At 51.6% G+C, this 19650-nt stretch carries 15 protein-coding genes; 6 read left to right on the top strand and 9 right to left on the bottom strand.

Annotated elements, in window-relative coordinates; all coding sequences use genetic code 11:
- Positions 1-1755: a lipid A ABC transporter ATP-binding protein/permease MsbA gene (msbA, locus tag BZG72_RS04535; RefSeq protein WP_046073142.1), complete on the bottom strand. Its 1755-nt coding sequence runs from the start codon at positions 1753-1755 to the stop codon at positions 1-3.
- Positions 1756-1798: 43 nt separating this feature from the next.
- Positions 1799-4012 carry a DNA internalization-related competence protein ComEC/Rec2 gene (locus BZG72_RS04530; protein ID WP_158075444.1) on the bottom strand — a complete coding sequence of 738 codons (2214 nt, stop codon included), beginning with the start codon at positions 4010-4012 and terminating at the stop codon, positions 1799-1801.
- A 116-nt stretch (positions 4013-4128) separates the two neighbouring features.
- Between BZG72_RS04530 and BZG72_RS04525 the strand changes: the two genes are divergently transcribed.
- Positions 4129-4686, top strand: coding sequence for a DUF2062 domain-containing protein (locus tag BZG72_RS04525; protein WP_046073140.1), 558 nt, complete (start codon positions 4129-4131; stop codon positions 4684-4686).
- A gap of 204 nt (positions 4687-4890) precedes the next feature.
- On the opposite strand, the gene lolE is transcribed toward BZG72_RS04525, so the two are convergent.
- The 3 genes from lolE to BZG72_RS04510 are packed head-to-tail and all read right to left on the bottom strand — an operon-like array spanning position 4891 to position 7995.
- On the bottom strand, positions 4891-6129 hold the full coding sequence (lolE, locus tag BZG72_RS04520; RefSeq protein WP_077666193.1) for a lipoprotein-releasing ABC transporter permease subunit LolE: 1239 nt from the start codon (positions 6127-6129) through the stop codon (positions 4891-4893).
- Positions 6126-6815 (bottom strand): lipoprotein-releasing ABC transporter ATP-binding protein LolD, encoded by a 690-nt coding sequence (gene lolD / locus BZG72_RS04515; RefSeq protein ID WP_046073138.1) that lies wholly within the window; start codon positions 6813-6815, stop codon positions 6126-6128. The genes lolE and lolD overlap by 4 nt, the downstream gene beginning before the upstream one ends.
- Entirely contained in the window at positions 6808-7995 is a 1188-nt protein-coding gene (locus BZG72_RS04510) for a lipoprotein-releasing ABC transporter permease subunit (RefSeq protein ID WP_077666192.1), read from the bottom strand. The genes lolD and BZG72_RS04510 overlap by 8 nt, the downstream gene beginning before the upstream one ends.
- Before the next feature lie 194 nt (positions 7996-8189).
- Between BZG72_RS04510 and BZG72_RS04505 the strand changes: the two genes are divergently transcribed.
- From BZG72_RS04505 to BZG72_RS04485, 5 genes are all read left to right on the top strand, one after another.
- A complete protein-coding gene (locus BZG72_RS04505) occupies positions 8190-8783 on the top strand; it encodes a hypothetical protein (protein WP_077666191.1) in 594 nt (197 codons plus the stop codon).
- Positions 8784-8787: 4 nt separating this feature from the next.
- Positions 8788-12252 (top strand): transcription-repair coupling factor, encoded by a 3465-nt coding sequence (gene mfd, locus BZG72_RS04500; RefSeq protein WP_077666190.1) that lies wholly within the window; start codon positions 8788-8790, stop codon positions 12250-12252.
- 28 nt (positions 12253-12280) lie between these two features.
- The gene (locus tag BZG72_RS04495; protein ID WP_046073134.1) at positions 12281-13156 is read left to right on the top strand and encodes a peptidoglycan binding protein CsiV; all 876 of its coding nucleotides are present in this window, start codon (positions 12281-12283) and stop codon (positions 13154-13156) included.
- 212 nt (positions 13157-13368) lie between these two features.
- Positions 13369-14310: a hypothetical protein gene (locus tag BZG72_RS04490; RefSeq protein ID WP_131828025.1), complete on the top strand. Its 942-nt coding sequence runs from the start codon at positions 13369-13371 to the stop codon at positions 14308-14310.
- Between the two features lie 2 nt (positions 14311-14312).
- The gene (locus BZG72_RS04485; protein ID WP_046073132.1) at positions 14313-14642 is read left to right on the top strand and encodes a hypothetical protein; all 330 of its coding nucleotides are present in this window, start codon (positions 14313-14315) and stop codon (positions 14640-14642) included.
- 58 nt (positions 14643-14700) lie between these two features.
- On the opposite strand, the gene BZG72_RS04480 is transcribed toward BZG72_RS04485, so the two are convergent.
- The 4 genes from BZG72_RS04480 to ycfP form a co-directional block, all read right to left on the bottom strand.
- Positions 14701-16089: a DEAD/DEAH box helicase gene (locus tag BZG72_RS04480; RefSeq protein ID WP_077577735.1), complete on the bottom strand. Its 1389-nt coding sequence runs from the start codon at positions 16087-16089 to the stop codon at positions 14701-14703.
- A 236-nt stretch (positions 16090-16325) separates the two neighbouring features.
- A complete protein-coding gene (locus tag BZG72_RS04475) occupies positions 16326-17315 on the bottom strand; it encodes a cytochrome-c peroxidase (RefSeq protein ID WP_443508076.1) in 990 nt (329 codons plus the stop codon).
- Between the two features lie 179 nt (positions 17316-17494).
- Entirely contained in the window at positions 17495-18784 is a 1290-nt protein-coding gene (locus tag BZG72_RS04470; protein WP_077666187.1) for an NAD(P)/FAD-dependent oxidoreductase, read from the bottom strand.
- Between the two features lie 263 nt (positions 18785-19047).
- Positions 19048-19590, bottom strand: a complete 543-nt coding sequence (gene ycfP / locus BZG72_RS04465) for an alpha/beta hydrolase YcfP (RefSeq protein WP_077666186.1) — start codon at positions 19588-19590, stop codon at positions 19048-19050.
- Positions 19591-19650: the final 60 nt, after the last annotated feature.

Below are 19650 nucleotides of genomic sequence, written 5' to 3'. Positions count from 1 at the left end.
TCAGTCACCAAACTGAATACGGTGAAGCTGCGCATAGGCCCCCTCACGTTCAAGAAGCGCTTGATGACTGCCTCGTTCGACAATCTCACCTTCATCCACAACCAAAATTTGATCAGCATCTTCAATGGTCGACAGGCGATGGGCGATCACCAACACCGTACGGTTTTTTTGCAATTCATCCAGCGCCGCCTGAATAGCGCGCTCCGACTCTGTATCCAGTGCCGACGTTGCCTCATCCAGGATCAAGACGGGTGCATTACGTAACAAGGCACGTGCGATGGCTAAACGTTGGCGTTGTCCGCCAGACAGGCTGACGCCGTTTTCACCAATCATGGTGTCATAGCCATGATCGAGCCCGCGGATAAAATCATCGGCATAGGCAAGTTTCGCGGCGTGCTCGACTTGCTCACGGCTATATTTGTCTTCTGCGGCATACGCGATGTTATTCGCGACCGTGTCATTAAACAGATGAACGTTTTGCGACACCACCGCGACATGCTGACGCAAATTACCTAGGGTATAGTCCTCAATCGGTACGCCATCGAGCGTAATCACACCACTGTCTAGTTCATAAAAACGGGTTAACAGGTTAGCAATGGTGCTTTTTCCTGACCCTGAACGCCCTACCAAGGCTAGCGTCTGCCCCGCTGGCAATTCAAAGCTCACATGGTTGAGGGCCGGCGCATCTCGAGTGGGATAGGTGAAGACCACATCCTCAACCTTAATGTCGCCACTCACTTGCTCCACCGCGTGTGTCCCGGTGTCTTTTTCGGTCTCCAGCTCCATCAGATTAAATAAACTGTGGCAAGCCGCCATCCCGCGTTGGAACTGAGAGGTCACGTTGGTCAAGGATTTAAGTGGGCGCATCAGACCAAACATGGCACCAAACACCACCGCAAAGGTACCTGCAGTTAGCTCAGAGCGAATCGCCTCTGTGTTGGCCAAAATCAACACCACCACCAATGCCATTGACGCAATCAACTGGATCACTGGGTTGGCAATCGCTTGTGCGGACACCAGCTTCATGGTCTGCTGACGCATACGGTTACTGACTTTCTCAAAACGTGTCTTTTCAACGTCTTGTCCACCGTAACTAAGCACCACTTTGTGCCCTTTGAGCATTTGCTCGGCGGAGCTAGTCACCGACCCCATTGCATCTTGCATATTGGAAGAAATGCGACGGAAGCGCTTAGAGACGATGCGGATAGAAATCGCGACCACGGGCGCAATCACCAGAAGAATGGCGGAGAGCTGCCAGCTTGACCAAAACATCAACGCCATCAAACCGATGATGGATGCCCCTTCGCGCACCAAACTGACCAACGCGCTACTGGTCGCTGACGCCACTTGTTCTGAGTCATACGTAATCCGAGAAAGCAGTGCCCCGGACGACTCTTGGTCAAAAAAGCTGACGGGCATTTTCATAAAGTGATTGAACATCCGGCGGCGCATGGTCATCACCACATGACCCGACACCCAAGATAAGCAATAAGCGGACACAAAGCTCGACAAGCCACGTATCACCATGAGTGCGACCAAATAGACAGGCATCCATTTGAGGAAATCGCCTTTGACATCATCATAGGTAAAGCCTTGATCAAGCAACGGCTTCAGCATTGAGAGCATCAGGGTGTCACTGGCGGCATTAATCACCAAGGCGATAATGGCAACAATGAGCCCTACTTTATAGTTGGCAATGTAGGGCCACAGCTGCTTAAACGTCTGCCAGGTCGTTTTATCTTGATATTCGCTCATTAAAATCGTTTAGATGTGTTAAACAGACGGGCATTCTACTCTTTTACAAGTCCGCGTCCAAATATACTGGCCGACGTTTAAACATCTGACGATACCAATAATCGCTGCGATCCTGCCGCCAACGTGTTAACTGCCAACCAGAGCCGACACTCTGCCAACGCACTTGGCCATTCGCCGCCGTATCAAGCCAGGTGATACCGACGTTTTGATAGGCCAATTTCACCTCTGGTGACGGAAGCTGCCATGGATTAAGGAGCCCGGTTGACGCTACGCCCCAAACGGGATCAACGGCGCGAATAAACGCGGAGGAAGACGAAGACGCACTACCATGGTGGGGCACCAAAATGATGTCACTATCAAGTGCCTTTTTGTCGGTCAGAGACGCCAACAAATCAGCCTCCCCACTGGCTTCTATATCGCCAGTGAGCAACACGCTACGCCCATCGCCAGACACTCGGATCACACAGGAATCATCATTATCAGCACGCCGCTTTTGTGCCGGAGGCCAGAGTACCGAAAAGGTGAGTCCTTGCCAGCGCCAACGCTCGCCGGCCACACAGGCTTGATACCCAGCACGACGCTCACTGGCACGTCGCCACTGTGGTGAATAGGTATCAGACATAAACGTCGCCCCACCATCATGATCACTGTCGCCATGACTGAGAATGAGGCCATCTAACTGCCTGATTTGCCGATGGGTCAGAATCGGCGCGATCACCGCTTGTGCAATACCGCCCACCTGCCAGCGGTTGCCCGTGTCATAAAGCACCGCGCGGTGATTCTTACTGATCAATACCGCCAACCCATGCCCGACGTCCAACACATCAATTTGCCAGTTGACAGGTTTAGGGTCTCGCCAAGCTACCACGGCTGCGACAAGGACCAGCATCACCGTCTTTAAACGATGCCAACGCCACCCGTAGAGTCCCCAAGCGAGCACCATCGCCGATATTGCCCAGCCTGCCGAAGCGACTGGGGCGGGTAACCAGGTGTCCGCCGCCTGATCGGCCAGTGCCATAACAGGTTGAAGGCTCGCATTTGCCCCGTCCCACACCCAATTTGCGACACGGGAAAGCGATAGACTCTCACTCAGCAGGCCGACAAAGACCAGTGGCACGGTCACCATACCCACCCAAGGCACCGCCACGAGGTTAATGGGCGTGGCAGCGGCGCTGATCCCTGCAAATAATCCTAATTGCAAAGGAAGCATTCCTACCAATAGAATCAATTGTATGCCGATAAGCTGCTTGATAGGACGAAGCCAAGGCCGTGTTTGTATTCGACCATCAGAGGCGGCATGGGTCAGCGTGTAATGCGCCATGCATAAGGCCCCCACAGCGGCAAACGAGAGCCAAAAACTCATTGAGAAACCGGCGAAAGGGTCGCGGAGTAATACCAATAATAAGGTTAACTGCCACAGATTAAGCGGGGAAATCCGCGCTCCCAAGCGTTTACTGATTGAGACCAGCATCAAGGCAATGAGCGCGCGTTGAGTGGGCAGTGCAAACCCGGCCAATGCCGCATAGAGCGAGGCCACCCCCATCGCCACGTACACAGGCAGCCATAAAAACACGCGTCGCTCCGGGAGAAAGACACGCGCCCAACGGCCGATTTGCCACCCTATCCCGTAGGCCAAACCAATATGCAATCCTGAAATAGCCATCAAATGCGCCAAACCACTGTGCGTCAGCGTGTCCCAGTGCGCTGGGGTTAACCACCCTCGCTCGCCAAGGCTCAATGCCAATAAATGCGGCCCATAGGACAGTGTTGATAAAGCGGGACTAAGCGCATCGAGTAGTTGTTGACGCCAACTCACTTGCTCAGTCAATTGCGTTGCTTCTTTTAGCCGAGCTTTGGCATGTACTCGCCTTGCAACATAATATTTTTCAGCATCAAAACCTGCCTCGTTTAATCGCCCATAAGGCGGCTTAAACGTTACCACCAATTGCCAGCGCTCGCCTTGCTTAGGATACGGGGGAGATTGCCAATAAACACGCACTCGGGCTGAGCGAAAAGGCGGCAATCTTGTGTGATTAATTTTATCGGCGTCAAAAATAATCGCTTGCGCCCCCTTTTTTGCGCTGAAAAGGGTGCCCACTGTCCCACTGATTGTAGTATCCTCTTGGTGTGAAATGACGTGGATCACGTCGGCTTGATACAAGTTTGCGGATAATACAGTCCAAGTGAGTCCTAACGCGCTTCCAGCAAGCCACCACCAACGTCTTTTCCACCCAACAAAGAAGACGATCACTGTCATGATGCAGACCCAAATTGGCGGTAATATTGGCCACCAAGGTAGCGACAGCACGGCCAGTGCGGCAGTCAATGTAAAGGTCAGCGTCATTGCGTAATTTCCAGGTAATGTAAACAGGTATGCCTAAGAAGTTTTTCCAACGCTATATGCCCAAGCGTGAAACATTGCGCGACAATAAGGCACTCAGGGTGTTTGGTAGCCTGTTGCATGATCCCAACTTATGGTGCCTTAACCGCCGGTCGGCTTCCGGTGCCTTTGCCGTCGGCCTGTTTATGGCATTTGTCCCCCTACCAAGCCAAATGATCATGGCTGCCGGCCTAGCGATTCTGTTTGGGGTCAACCTGCCGCTTGCCGTCGCGTTAGTATGGGTAAGCAACCCCATCACCATGCCGGTGCTTTTTTATCTTGCTTATAAGCTCGGCACCTGGATGATGAACAGTCCCCCATACCCGTTCCACTTTGAACTATCGTGGCATTACTTGGCGGAGCAAATGAGCCACATCGGCCCACCGTTTTTATTAGGCTGCGCCACCAGCGGACTGGTGATGGCTGTCATCGGCTATTTCACCGTACGTGGCATCTGGCGCTATTCTGTGGTCAGAAGCTGGGAAAAGCGTAAGTTACGCTTGCCTAAGAAAATTAAAGAAGTGTTGCCTAACCCAAACAAGCCCTCTTAAATCGTCCTGATTTAATCTACGCGAGGCATCAAACGCGTCCAAACGCCGTCAGGCAGAAGTGCGATTCAGGCGTCAGCGCCGCGTATACACATGATATTCCCTGCAGGGTTCAACGAGGCAGATCAAAAAGAGCCCATTGTCGGGCTCTTGGTTTTTATAAAATAAAGCGTATCAGTGACCAAAGCATACCAAGCGATATGGCCACTATTTGGCACTCAACACCGCGGCTGGCTCGAGCTGACAGGCTCTTCGGGCTGGATACCAAGCGGCAAGCAAACTAAGCAGTATGGCCGTGGTACTCACCAGTATGACATCGGCGACATGCAGCTCACTGGGTAAGAAATTAATAAAGTACACATCCCCTGATAAAAAGCGATGCCCGAGCCACTGTTCGACCTGAGACAATATCGCCGTGAGGTGAGTGGCGAGGGTGACCCCCAATAGACTGCCCAACACACTGCCTAAGGCACCAGAAAAGAGCCCATACCAAATAAAGATGCGGCGGATCAGTCTATCGTCCGCCCCCATGGTGCGCAAAATAGCAATGTCAGCAGCTCGGTCTTTTACCGACATCATCAAGGTTGAAACCACATTAAAACAGGCCACACCGATCACTAACACCATCACCAAATACATGATGGTTCGCACCAACTGAATATCCCGATATAAATAACCGAACTCACTCGTCCAGTCTTTTAGATACACATAGGTGGTTAGCGTTTGGCCGACTTCATGCACAATCTGACGGGCCTGCAACACCGGAGACACCTTTAGAGACACACCGGTCACTGACTGTCCTATTTGCATAATAGTTTGCGCGTCCTGAAGTCGCATCAGGGCCAATGAATGGTCGATTTGTCCACCGAGACGCAACAGTCCAGCCACTTGCATTCTCACTCGCTTCGGGGCGCGCAATGCAAGTTGGCTATCCGTCGCGGGAACCATGACCGTTAACCAATCTCCTTGACTGACGCCCAACTTCGCCGCCACGCCTTGTCCCAACACAATCTGCGACTGCCCAGCTGGCAAGCTCTCCCAGCCACCTTCAATATAATCACCAATGCGACTCACGGTTTGCTCATCATCCGGATCGACGGCGCGAATTTGCGCAGGTTGCAGTGCAGAGCCATGCTCCATCAACACCGTCATCTCAACATAGGGAGCCGCAGCCTCGACATTGGGATGCTGCTCAGTCTGACGTTTGACCTGTTGCCAGTTATCGATAGGGCCATTGACACCAAACACTTGTGCATGCGGTACCACAGACAGCACACGTTGATTCAGTTCGCGCTCAAAGCCGTTCATCGCAGACAGACCCACAATGATCACCATCACCCCCACCGCAATCCCGATCACTGACGATAAGGAAATAAAAGAGACCAAGCGATTGCGTTGTCTGGCGCGACTAAAACGACGACCGATGGCCAACGATAAAGGCTTCATGCTCCCTCCTGCCCCAGCAACTGGCCGTCTTGCATGGTCAGTTGACGATCCAATTTTGCTGCCAGCTCACCGTCATGGGTTACCACTAAAAAGGCCGTGCCATGTTGGGCATTTAACTGGCGCATCAAATCGTAGATTTCGAGCGCAGTGGTATGATCCAAGTTGCCGGTCGGCTCATCGGCCAGTACCAACTTGGGTTCATTGACTAATGCACGTGCAATGGCCACACGCTGCCGTTCGCCACCTGATAGCTCTGCCGGGCGATGGCTGAGCCGGTGTCCGACCCCTACCGCGTTGAGCATGGCCGTCGCACGTTCAGACGCGGCGCTGTGGCTCATTTTGTTGATCAAAAGCGGCATCATCACATTTTCCAGCGCGGTGAAATCGGCGAGCAAATGGTGAAATTGATAAACAAACCCAAGCGTTTGATTGCGCAGCTTTGCTTGCTGCTTGGCCGTCATCGCATTGACCGCCTCACCCTCAATCCACACGTCACCTTCCGAGGGCAAATCGAGCGTCCCCAAGGTGTGTAATAATGTACTTTTCCCCGAGCCAGAGGAGCCCACTATCGCCACCAGCTCTCCCGGGGCAATGGTCAAGGAAACATCGTTTAACACGCAGGTCGGCTGTCCGCCCTCTTGATACGTTTTACTGACGCGGTGACAGGACAACAAAGATTTACTCATAACGCAGTGCCTCAGCAGGGTGAACAGATGCCGCTTTAAACGCAGGAAATAGCGTGGCTAGCACACTTAGCACGACCGCTAAGCCTAATACCATCGCCACATGAAAAGGATTAATAACCACAGGTAACGCTAGGCCGTTACCCAGCAGACTCACACCAAAAATAGACATTATTTCATTGATGTATGCCGATAGGAGCACACCGAGCACGCCACCTACTGCAGCGCCCAGCACACCACTCAAACTGCCTTGGGCAATAAAGACAGCAACAATGTCTTTATCTTGCATCCCAAGAGTTTTTAAAATCGCGACCTCAGATTGTTTCTCCATGACCACCATGATCAGCGCGGAAATAATGTTAAACGCGGCGACAATCACAATCAGGCTGAGCATCAAGCTCATCATGTTCTTTTCCATTTTTACCGCTTGAAACAGCTCGCCGCGCCAAACACGCCAATCCGTCCACGTATCGGGATCGGCGTGTGCCTTTAATTGGGTAATGGCAAATGGATCATCTAAAAACAGGCGTAAATCGTTGGCTTGAGACGGTGACACCCCACTGAGTCTCGCCACATCGTCGATGTTAGCCAGCATTAATTGCCCGTCGACATCCGTCCCTGTGTGAAAGATACCCGCCACCGTAAATAAGCGCTGTGCGGGGATCCGACCTATCGGTGTAAAGCGACTGGCACTGGTTACCATCACGCGGACAGCATCCCCGACGCGAAGTTGTAACTCAGTGGCCATGCTACGCCCAATGATCACTTGATAGCGCCCGGCTGCCAGTGCCGACAGTTCACCTTGCAATAGGTGGGAAGCCAAGGGCTCATGCGCACTGGGGTCGATGCCCTCTAACAATCCGGCGCTTAAGCCTTTGCGGCTTTGAATCACGGCATCCGTGGTTTGTATCGGTGCCGTATCAATCACGTGAGGCCAACGCTCAATCGCGGTTTGATCTGGGTTTGCTTGCCCGTTGGCAATAATCGCGTGAGGCAACACGCCGAGAATTCGGCCTTTCAGCTGAGCTTCAAAGCCATTCATCACCGACGAGACGGTGATCAACGCCATCACGCCAATGGCAATGCCTGCCGTCGACATCGAGGAGACGAAGCGTCCAAAACGGTCGGCTGAGCGGCCGCGTAAGTATCGCAAGCCAATAAACACCGACAAGGGTTGAAACATAGCGCACCTAGCTTATTGTTTTGATTCGCTGCAAGCATACCTGTCCAATGGGGGGACGCCAAGCCGACCTTGTACGAAAGGCACCATTGTCACCCCAATTAACGCCTCACCGCCCCCAGAAACTGCGACTGATCTTTACCTCTTGCCAAGGGTGCGTGATAATCATTAATACAACTGCAATCTAAGGCACAGTGATGAGCCAAGACGAATATTTTTCTGTGCGAGCGGCGATTCGCATTAATGTTGAGCCTCTTGCTGACAATCAAGCCCAGCCAGATGCGCAGGCTTTTACCGCCGAAATCCCGGCACCTTTTCGCCTGGCGAGTCAATGCGGCCAGCTCGATAGCGACGTAGAAAAAGATCTTAAAGCGATCGATCCGGAGGATGCCTCTGCGTTATTCCGGGTGCTGCAGGCTCAAAACGAAAAAATGACACTGATGATGGGCTATATGCTCAGCCACGAAGATCAGCCCGACCATCGCTTTGTGACACACGCCTTTGGGGCGAGCAGTTTTTCTTATCATAGTCATTCGCCGCTTAACAAAGGCGTGCACGCGCGCGTGAAGTTGTTTCTCGATTATCCGCCAACGGCCATCTATTGCTACGGCGTCGTGACGAGATGCGAGCCTCACACCGACAGCGATCAAGAAAACCCTGACTATGTGATCCAAATTCAGTACACGCGTTTATTGGAAGAAGACCGCGACACGCTCATTCGTGCGGCGCTGCATCATCAGCAAAAACTACTAAAAAAGCGTGCACGAAACCGAAAACAATCAAGCAGTTAAACTCATGACCCAACAACCGCTCTATGCTTTTACCCTGCCCTCAGGGCCAGGCGACGTCAAACATCTTGGCAATTTATCAGGGGCTGCGTTACCGCTAGCCATTGCGACGCTCACCCAGCAACACGCCGGTCCGGTGTTCCTTTTGGTGCCCGACAACCAGACTGCGGTGCGTTTGCAACCCGCCATTCGTCAATTTACCCAGGGTAACTGCGACCTCCTGCCTGATTGGGAAACCCTGCCTTACGACAGTTTTTCTCCCCATCAGGATATTATTTCCGCGCGTTTGTCTTGCCTGTATCAGCTTCCTCATCAACAAGACGGGGTACTCATTGCGCCCGCGAGCACCGCATTACAGCGGGTGACGCCGCGACATTTTCTCCATCAACATGCCTTAATGGTGAAAAAAGGCGATATCTTATCGCTTGAGAAGTTGCGTGATCAGCTGACAGACGCCGGCTACCGCCACGTTGACCAAGTGATGGAGCATGGCGAGTTTGCGAGCAGAGGCTCAATTCTCGACTTGTTCCCAATGGGCAGTGACGAACCTTACCGGATCGATTTTTTCGATGATGAAGTCGATACCATTCGCCAATTTGATCCAGAAAACCAACGGTCCACTGGTGAGCTAGAACAGATCCAGCTATTACCCGCGCATGAATTCCCCACCGATGACGCGGCGGTGGAATATTTCCGAGGCCGTTTTCGCGAGCATTTTGAGGCGCGCCGAGAGCCAGAATCTATTTACCAACAAGTGAGTAAGAAAACCTGGCCGGCTGGGATTGAATACTGGCTGCCACTGTTTTTTGAACACACCGAAACCTTGTTTGATTACTTACCGAACAACACCTTGGTTTTATCGGTCGGGGATATTGACAGTGCGATTGACCATTTCCAAGCCGACGTGGCAACCCGCTATGATCAACGACGTGTCGACCCGCTTCGCCCACTGTTACCCCCCGAGGCGTTGTGGCTCAGTAAAGAGCGCTTACACACCACCTTAAAGCAGTACCCTCGCTTAAAGCTAGAAAGTGACAGCGTCACAGAAAAAGCGGGGCGAGAAAACCTCGACATTGCGCCGCTGCCAACGTTGACGGTCAATCACCAAGCCAAGGAGCCCCTCGCGGCGCTACGCCAATTTAGTGAGCAATTTAGCGGCACCCTGGTTTTCTCGGTCGAATCGGAAGGACGACGCGAGGCTCTGCTGGATCTTCTCGCCCAAGCCAAAATTCGTCCCATGGTGGCCGACGGCTTGCAAGAAGCTTTGTCGCAACCCGGTCGATTTGGCTTAATCATCGGCCCGGTTGACCAAGGCTTTATTGATAACACCCGACAATTTGCCCTAATTTGTGAAAGCGACATGTTTGGTGAGCGCGCGGTGCAGCAGCGCCGGCGCGATAAACGCAAGCAAAGTGTCAGCAGCGATGCGGTGATCAGAAGCTTGGCGGAGCTAAAACCCGGCCAGCCTGTTGTCCATCTCGAGCATGGTATTGGTCGCTACCAAGGCTTACAAACTCTGGAAGCGGGCGGGCTCAAAACCGAGTACATGACGCTCGAATACCAGCAAGGCGCCAAGTTATATGTTCCGGTTGGCGCCTTACACCTGATTAGTCGCTATTCTGGCGGCGCAGAAGATGCCGCTCCCGTGCATAAGCTTGGCGGAGAAGCCTGGGAGAAAGCACGCCGCCGCGCCGCAGAGAAAGTGCGTGATGTCGCCGCTGAGCTACTCGATGTGTATGCCAAACGAGAGACCAAGCCTGGCTTTGCGTTTAGCCATGACAAAGACGCCTATCGCGCTTTCCGGGCGACTTTCCCGTTTGAAGAAACCAGTGATCAATCACAAGCGATCAACGCGGTGCTTTCCGATATGTGTCGCCCCATTGCCATGGATCGCTTGGTATGTGGCGATGTCGGCTTTGGTAAAACCGAAGTGGCCATGCGTGCCGCCTTCTTAGCGGTCAATAACAGCAAGCAAGTTGCCGTGTTAGTCCCCACCACCTTGCTGGCGCAACAGCATTTCGAGAATTTCCGCGACCGCTTTGCTAACCTTCCCGTCCGGGTGGAGGTGTTGTCCCGCTTTAAGTCTGCAAAAGAGCAAAAAGCAATTTTGGCCGATTGTGAAGCGGGTAAGGTCGATATTCTGATTGGCACCCATAAGTTACTGCAATCGGATGTGAAGCTACGCGACCTCGGTTTATTGATTGTTGATGAGGAGCACCGGTTTGGGGTTCGCCAGAAAGAGAAAATTAAGGCGATGCGAGCCAACGTAGATATTCTCACATTAACCGCCACGCCGATCCCCAGAACACTGAATATGGCGATGAGTGGCATGCGCGATCTCTCGATTATCGCCACCCCACCGTCACGCCGCCTCGCGGTGAAAACCTTTGTCCGTGAACGCGAAGACAGCCTGATTAAAGAGTCATTGCTGCGTGAGATTATGCGCGGTGGCCAGGTATACTTTTTACACAATGATATCGAGACCATAGAAAAAACGGCGAATGAAATCAGTGAAATGATCCCAGAAGCACGCGTGACCGTGGCCCATGGCCAAATGCGCGAACGTGAGCTAGAAAAGATCATGAGCGATTTCTACCATCAACGATACAACGTGCTGGTATGTACCACTATTATCGAAACCGGTATCGATATTCCCTCAGCCAACACCATTATTATTGATCGCGCCGATCACTTTGGCCTCGCACAACTCCACCAACTGCGTGGCCGTGTCGGTCGCTCGCATCACCAGGCCTATGCGTATCTGCTGACCCCCCATCCAAAACGGATGACCAAAGATGCGGTGAAACGACTGGACGCCATTGCCTCGCTCGAAGACCTTGGCGCTGGCTTTACCCTCGCGACCCAAGATCTAGAAATACGCGGCGCCGGTGAGCTACTCGGTGACGAGCAAAGTGGTCAAATCCAATCGGTCGGTTTCACCCTGTACATGGATATGCTTGAGCAGGCTGTCGAGGCACTAAAAGAAGGCAAAGAGCCGAGCTTAGATGTATTGCTGAATGAACAAACCGACATTGAGCTGCGTTTGCCTGCGCTGTTACCGGATGATTATATTCCCGATATCAATATGCGTTTATCGATGTATAAACGCATTGCCAGCGCTAAGTCCAACGATGATATTAATGAGCTGCAAGTTGAGCTGATAGACCGCTTTGGTCTGCTGCCTGACGCCACCAAAAACCTTCTTCATATCCAGCAGCTCAAGATACGCGCCGCGGCATTAGGGGTGAAAAAGATCGAAGCCAGTGATCGTGGCGGCATGGTCGAGTTTCATGAGGACGCGCAAATTGATCCCGGATTCTTGGTCGGGCTGTTACAATCGCGGCCAGACAAGTATAAATTTGACGGGCCAACCAAAATTAAGTTTATCGAAAGTCTCACCGATCGACGGGAGCGGATGAACTTTATTGATGAGCTGTTGACTCAATTTGCAAGTCACCAACTGGTCGCATAATGGCTTGCCAAAGAAAACGGAGTAACCTGTGAAAAATCATTCATGTCACCCACCAGGCTGGCTAGTACGCTATACCAAGCAGAGCCTTTGGGCGTTGCTACTGATCTCACTTAGCCAACCGGTTTTAGCTAAGCGACTTTATGATGTCGAATTGATTGTGTTTAAGCGCAACCAAGACCCTGCTAGCGTGGAGGAAAGCTGGCCAGCACAAACCGATATGGGATCGGTACGTCGTGCAACGCCTGTGACGAACAACAGCGCACTACAAAATGCAGGACTGACCCCACTACCTCGTAGTCAATGGCAGCTGACAAATGCCTACAATAAACTGTCTAACCATGCGGGCTTTACGCCCATGGTGCATGTTGCATGGCGTCAAGATGACAGTGGCCGCGCTGCCCTGCCTTTGCTGCGTGTCAGTGCCGGAAAAGACTATCGCGACCGTTTTAATCCAGACGGTACGCCAGTGACAGCGCAAGCCACCCCGTCAAGCAATACAGCGTCAGATAGCGAACAAGCGTGGGATGAGCAGGCGCTTGAAACCGCGCCCCCTCCGCCCCCTCGCCAGCCCCTCTATGAGCTAGATGGCACACTGCGCGTCTACGTCCAGCATTACTTGTTCGTCGAGGCCGACATGGTGCTACGAGAGCCAAGCGAGCGGCGCGCACTGGTGGAAGACGTGGTCAATATGCCACTGCAAACCACAGATGCGCAGCAAGGGGCCTCATCAAACACGAATAACGTGCAAGTCGCGGGCCTAGAAAAGGTGAAGAAGCAGTACCACATCGAGCGCTTTTTGCAGCCCTATGCATTCACGCACAAACGACGGATGCGCAGTGGCGAAATTCACTATTTGGATAACCCCATGATGGGAATGATTATTCAAGTACGCAAAGCGAACTAGCCTGCTCACCAGATATCCGCTCACGCCTTGTCATCACTCACGATGACAAGGCGCTTTTCTATTCGTCACTTTCATGTAAAAGATAAAGATATCAATTTCATCAATTGTGGCTATTGATGCCACATTCAATTAAAAAGCCTTTATTGCTATTTATAATCGCCGCCCGGCAGCCACACTCATTGATTAAGTCTCATTTATCGGTGAATTGGCCTATGAATATGTGTTTCCCGCCTGCTCTCGTTCAATACCGCAATACAGTCACTTTGGTTGCGCTTCTTATCTTAGCTGGCTGCACGTCCCAACCCTCTCAGCAACTGGTCAAAGACTATGCGCAACAGTCCATCAAGGTGCATCACACCGTTGAATCTGTCTACGTTAGCGCGAAACAGGCGCGTGTTGACGCGATTCTATCGCGTGCAGTGCGCGATGGGCTTCCGGCTTCCAAACTCAAGATCACACCAATTGCCGATACCGGACAACAACAAGCCCTCGCCGATCTCGTCCGATACAGCCAGCTTCTCTCCGCACTCGCCACCGAGGATCACAATGCGCGAATCGACCAGGCATCTGAGCAACTACATGACACCCTGAGCTCTCTTCGCGACAATCCTTTTGTTCACGACATTAAGTCGGTGGAAGACGCTGATATCGCGATTGTCTCGACCGGTATCAATGCACTCGGCCGCGCAATGAGCGATACAACGCGTCATCGACAATTGCTGGCCGTAATGGACGCAGGACAACCCGTGATACAGCAAACTATTGCGCGTCTTCGTCAAGATCTCCCCCATTGGCAAATGGCAACCCGGGTCGCTTTAAATCAAGCCCTATCGATTCGTATGCAACTGCTAAACAACCCGAATCGCTGCCAGCAACGTCGCGAGACTCGCTGCATCACCTTCCATACGTCTTATGATCAGCGGCTTAAAGCCTACCGCCATGCTTATCACACCAAACAAAAGCTACTGGGACTGAATGCCTACTTTGCACGCTTAGATCGTACCTTATCGGACTATATGGCCATGCATAACGCAATCATTGATTCACTCCGTCTAGATAATACCGCCTCTTTGCAAGGCGCCCGCCGTGCGATTGAGACCACCAAGCACCACCTTGATGCGCTTAACGACTTTCAACAGCAGCTAGAGGAGTGACCATGAGCCCCAACGAAACAAGCTATCACCTACTGAAATCGAATTACGACAGCCTCGACCGGTTTTTGAGTCAAACATTGATTGGGCCACAACTGGAACCATTGCAACGAAAAAGAGAACAGCTAGGCGAGCAACTTTATCACTATCATACCAGCATGATTGCCTTGCATAGCGACCAGTTTGAGCAGGATGCGCACGCGCTGGATCGCCTTATCACCCATGCACGCCAAGCACAAAAAGTGATTGATGAGGCAGAAGAGACCATAGAGCACGTGGCAAAAATCGGTAACGCCATTGATAAGGTATTGGCGCAGTTGGCTAAGGTAATCTAAAACAAAAAACCGGCCAACAGCCGGTTTTCTCATTAACCTTCAGCAAACAGGTACCGCATTATGCGCTGTTTTTCGTACCCGTTGGTCGCGCACGACGGGGTTTGTTAGCCGAATTGGCCTCACCGCGCGCTCGCGACGTATTACCCGCCCCTGGCTTACCGCCGCTTGGTTTGTCGGTATGGCGACGATTTTTCCCTACCGGCTTGTGGCCACGTGCATTGTCACCAGAGCGTTGACCATCCTGACGCGGTTTATTCTTTTTCGGCTTCTTGGGCTTGATCGGACGCGTGTCGAGTTTCGACTCTGGCACTGGATTCGCCACCGGAAAGTCCGCCAAGCTATGGCGCGGGAGAACCTGTTTAATCAAGCGTTCAATGGCAAACAAATCTTTGGCTTCATCAGCGCACACCAAAGACACGGCATTGCCTACCGCCCCCGCGCGACCGGTGCGACCAATACGGTGAACATAATCTTCCGCCACATGAGGTAAATCGAAGTTCACCACTTGTGGCAATTGGGCAATATCAATACCACGCGCTGCGATATCCGTTGCCACCAGCACTCTCACGTCACCGGTTTTGAATTGTTCAAGGGCTTTGGTGCGCGCGCCTTGGCTCTTGTTACCATGAATGGCGGCGGCACTTACGCCGTACTCATCCAGATAACGCGACAAGCGGTTGGCGCCGTGCTTGGTTTTGCTAAACACCAGCACCTGTTGCCAGTTATTGTCAGCAATCAAAGAAAGCAGCATCGCGGGCTTTTTCTTTTTATCAACCGGATAAATGCACTGCTCCACCCCTGTCGCGGTTTGGTTCGCAGGGCTCACCGAGATCTCAACCGGATTATTCACCAGCTCTTTCGCTAGCTGGCGGATGTCAGCCGAGAAAGTGGCAGAGAACAGCAAGTTTTGACGCTTGGCTGGCAACAGTCCCAAGATCTTACGAATATCACGAATAAACCCCATGTCTAGCATGCGATCAGCTTCATCCAGCACCAGCACTTCCAGCTGAGAAAAACGCACCGCATTTTGCTGATACAGATCCAATAAACGCCCTGGCGTCGCCACCAGCACATCAGCGCCTTTGCGAAGCTTCATCATCTGCGGGTTTATCTTCACCCCGCCAAATACCACCATAGAGCTCAGCGATGTATGCTGGCTGTACTGCTCAACATTTTTATGCACTTGGGCGGCAAGCTCACGCGTTGGGGTCAGAATCAGGGTGCGCACGTGGTTAGGGCGCGCGCGTTTACCTGCTTGCAAACGCTCTAAAATAGGCAAAGTAAAGCCTGCGGTTTTGCCCGTCCCGGTTTGCGCGGCCGCCATCACGTCTTGCCCTTCAATCACCGCTGGAATCGCTTTTTCCTGAATCGGTGAGGGTGTGGTATAGCCTTGCTCTTCTACGGCTTTTAATAGTGGTGCAGATAGTCCTAAAGAGGAGAAACTCATCAATTGATCTCAATAAATTAAAAATGTCGTCACAGGCCGCATGGCCCATCACTTAGGGTCATGAATATCAATATCGTGGTATGAGAAAAACTCGGCGTCAGGAGGGTTGCTCTAGAAGTGATATCAATAATCTTGATTGCGGGGCTATTGTGACGCCTTTCATGTCAGGCGGCAACCACTATCATGCAAAATGCCAGCTCATTCCAGTGCTAACCGGCACGAGCTGGCAACATCACTTAATCGTCAAACGGCTGAGGCACTGGGGTATCAGCGTTGGAAGGTGGAAGTGTCGGCAAGTCAAAGCTCGGCTGATCGCCAGTCAATGTGAGCAAGAACGCCACAATCTTCGCATTTTCATCATCGGTAAACTTACGACCTAATTGCAGACGTCCCATAATGTCGACCGCCTCTGTTAACGTTTGCGCTTCACCGTCATGGAAATACGGATAGGTTAATTCCACATTACGTAGCGTCGGCACCTTGAACATAAAGCGATCCGCGTCTTTACCCGTCACCGCAATACGCCCTTCGACGGGATTCTCAGTTTGGTAAGGTTCAAGCAAGCCCATTTTCTGGAACGAGGTACCACCTAACGCACTGCCGTTATGGCATGCTACGCACCCTGACTCGACAAACAGACGATAACCCGCCAACTTATAATCACTAATCGCAGAATCATCCCCCATTAACCACTGATCGAAAGGAGAGTTGGGCGTGACCAAGGTACGCTCAAACTCGGCAATAGCATCCGTCACGTGCTCAATCGTGATCTCCGTGACACCAAACACTTGATTGAATTCACGCACATATTGCGGAATGGACTGCAGAACATCGATGGCGAGCACATGATTCGACGCCATCTCTCCTGGATTCGCGATCGGCCCGCCGGCCTGCTCTTGCAAATCAGACGCGCGACCGTCCCAAAATTGAGCAATAGACAAGCTAGAGTTCAAAACGGTAGGCGAATTAATCGGGCCTTGTTGCCAATTATGACCAATCGACGTTTTTAGGTTATCACTGCCACCCATGCTGAGGTTATGGCAGGAATTACACGAAATGAAGCCAGACTTAGATAGCCGTGGATCAAAAAACAGTTTCTTACCAAGCTCGGCTTTTCCGATATGGATCTCTTCTGGCGGGGTAATCGGCGAGACGGGTTCGTTGCGGGGTAATGCTGATGCAACCTGACTCGCTATAAGTCCGGTAGCGACAATAACCGTCTTAATGATTGAACGCATTGCTCCTCCTGATGATATTTTTTTATTTAGTCACCACTAATGTAAAATAGTCACCCATCAAGACTTGTGCGAGTATAATGTCTACCTTTATTGACTACGATCAAAAAGACCGAGGCATGCCCCGGTCTTATCGTTTGATTTCGCGGTACCTGATTCAGGCGCAACGTTTAGTGCAACTTTAGACTCGGACGCAACACGCGGTTAATCCGCCCAACCAGCATCATCAAACCGGTTTTGACATAACCGTGCAACGCAATTTGGTGCATCCGGTATAGGGAAATATAAACCATGCGAGCAATCCGGCCCTCAATCATCATCGAGCCTTTGGTCAGGTTACCCATCAAGCTACCCACGGTAGAAAAGCGGCTGAGTGAGACTAACGAACCGTGATCTTTAAACACATACGGCTTCAGTTCACGCCCATTCAACTTCGCCACAATGTTACTAAAACAGCGACTGGCCATCTGATGCGCAGATTGTGCACGCGGCGGTACTTTGCTGCCGTCTTCTTGCGTGCACGCCGCACAGTCACCGATCACAAAGATATCGTTATCACGGGTAGTCTGCAGGGTATTTTTCACTTCTAACTGATTGATACGGTTTGTTTCTAACCCGGCGATCTCTTTCAAAAAGTCAGGCGCTTTAATGCCAGCGGCCCACACCATAATATCAGCATGAATGCGCTCGCCTTCTTTGGTTTCCAGCCCTTCTTCATCGGCCTTGGTGACAAAGGTATTGGTTTTCACCTTCACACCTAACTTTAATAATTCTTGATGTGCGGCACTAGAAATGCGTGGCGGCAATGCGGGTAATATCCGCTCACCGGCTTCAACCAAGGTCACGTTCAGTTTCGAGTTATCTAAATCACGGAAGCCATAGTTCCGCAGTTCTTTAATCGCGTTGTGTAGTTCGGCAGACAGCTCCACCCCGGTGGCACCGGCCCCGACAATGGCGATATCGACACTGCCTTGGCCGTGTTTGGCGTGCAATCGCATGAATTCGTTGTTCATTTCACGACGGAAACGATGCGCCTGCTTAGGGTTATCGAGGAAAATGCAATTGTCCCGTACCCCTGGCGTATTGAAATCATTCGACGTTGAGCCAATCGCCATCACCAAGATGTCGTAATCCAACTCACGCTCAGGCATCAACAGTTCGTTGTTTTCATCATACATGGGCGCTAGCGTGATCACTTTCTGGTCACGATCAATGTCCCACAGCGTGCCCATTTGAAAGTCAAAACCATGGTTTTTAGCATGCGCACGGTAACTAAGCGCATCGACGCCTTCGTCCATCGACCCTGTCGCGACTTCGTGTAACAACGGCTTCCAAAGGTGGCTGCTATTTTTGTCCACCAAGGTAATCTCTGCTCGGCGCTTGCGGCCTAACGTGCGGCCCAGCTTGGTTGCAAGCTCAAGCCCGCCTGCACCGCCACCGACAACGATAATTTTGGTCACTTCTACATCCTTACCTAACTAAAAAAATACACGCTAGCCGCCCATCGGCGACTGGCTAAAACTGGCACTCATTGGCATTTTGTCAGTAACTAACAACATCTGTTGCGTATTCTGCGTTCTTTTTTATTGGATTGTTCGTCAACGCAAGGCTCTATTTTGCCGTAAAACGACAATTACTTCGAGCCTTGTCTGCGCTTAATTAATGGATTACATGTAGGAAAATTACACCAAATGCTCGCAACACTGTGGTTACGAGCATGGCATTAGGCCGATTGTTTAAACTGGGCAATGGCTTGTAGGTGGGCGGAGAGATTTTTAAATTTGTGGCTTTGTTTTTCATCCCAACGTACGGGATAAAACGGAGACAGCAGATGGTAGCTACGTTGACTGTCTAACACATCATCTTCTCGCGACAAAATGACCAACGCGCGCTGCTGATTACGTTGGCGAAAATCGGTAACGCATTTCGTGGCGATATCTTCATACTCTTCCGGACGGTCGATTTTGCCCTCCATGTTTTCATAAGGATGCAGATTGGGGTTAATGATCACCTGCTTAATGCCACACAGAAAGCCAATGCGCTCAGACCAATAAGCACCAAGCCCCACGCCGCAAATCAAAGGGGCTGGATCACTGCTTGCTTCAATTTGCGTCTGAACTTGTTTCAGCAGGTGTTGCATATCGTGCTTGGGGTGCATGGTGCTGTAGTTGATGGTGCGCACATCGTCATCAACAAATTGAAGCTGCAGCACCTTTTCATGGTTGCCTGGGCTCGTGGCATCGAAACCGTGAAGATATATGATCATGTAAAGCCATCCTTGGTTGTCGCGGAGCAGAGACCGTTATCAATAGCATAGCCCTCCGGA

This window comes from Salinivibrio sp. PR6 (assembly GCF_001995955.1).
GTDB classification, from domain to species: Bacteria; Pseudomonadota; Gammaproteobacteria; order Enterobacterales; family Vibrionaceae; genus Salinivibrio; species Salinivibrio siamensis.
Note: the sequence above shows the minus strand (reverse complement) of the source record. Positions and strands in the feature narration are given on the sequence as shown.

What these genes read in the sequence shown, in the direction of transcription:
- BZG72_RS04485 (WP_046073132.1), top strand. Translation starts at nt 14,313, where the DNA reads ATGAGCCCCAACGAAACAAGCTATCACCTACTGAAATCGAATTACGAC.
- mfd (WP_077666190.1), top strand. Translation starts at nt 8,788, where the DNA reads ATGACCCAACAACCGCTCTATGCTTTTACCCTGCCCTCAGGGCCAGGC.
- BZG72_RS04505 (WP_077666191.1), top strand. Translation starts at nt 8,190, where the DNA reads ATGAGCCAAGACGAATATTTTTCTGTGCGAGCGGCGATTCGCATTAAT.
- BZG72_RS04510 (WP_077666192.1), bottom strand. Translation starts at nt 7,995, where the DNA reads ATGTTTCAACCCTTGTCGGTGTTTATTGGCTTGCGATACTTACGCGGC.
- BZG72_RS04525 (WP_046073140.1), top strand. Translation starts at nt 4,129, where the DNA reads ATGCCTAAGAAGTTTTTCCAACGCTATATGCCCAAGCGTGAAACATTG.
- BZG72_RS04480 (WP_077577735.1), bottom strand. Translation starts at nt 16,089, where the DNA reads ATGAGTTTCTCCTCTTTAGGACTATCTGCACCACTATTAAAAGCCGTA.
- BZG72_RS04490 (WP_131828025.1), top strand. Translation starts at nt 13,369, where the DNA reads ATGAATATGTGTTTCCCGCCTGCTCTCGTTCAATACCGCAATACAGTC.
- BZG72_RS04530 (WP_158075444.1), bottom strand. Translation starts at nt 4,012, where the DNA reads ATGACAGTGATCGTCTTCTTTGTTGGGTGGAAAAGACGTTGGTGGTGG.
- lolD (WP_046073138.1), bottom strand. Translation starts at nt 6,815, where the DNA reads ATGAGTAAATCTTTGTTGTCCTGTCACCGCGTCAGTAAAACGTATCAA.
- ycfP (WP_077666186.1), bottom strand. Translation starts at nt 19,590, where the DNA reads ATGATCATATATCTTCACGGTTTCGATGCCACGAGCCCAGGCAACCAT.
- lolE (WP_077666193.1), bottom strand. Translation starts at nt 6,129, where the DNA reads ATGAAGCCTTTATCGTTGGCCATCGGTCGTCGTTTTAGTCGCGCCAGA.
- msbA (WP_046073142.1), bottom strand. Translation starts at nt 1,755, where the DNA reads ATGAGCGAATATCAAGATAAAACGACCTGGCAGACGTTTAAGCAGCTG.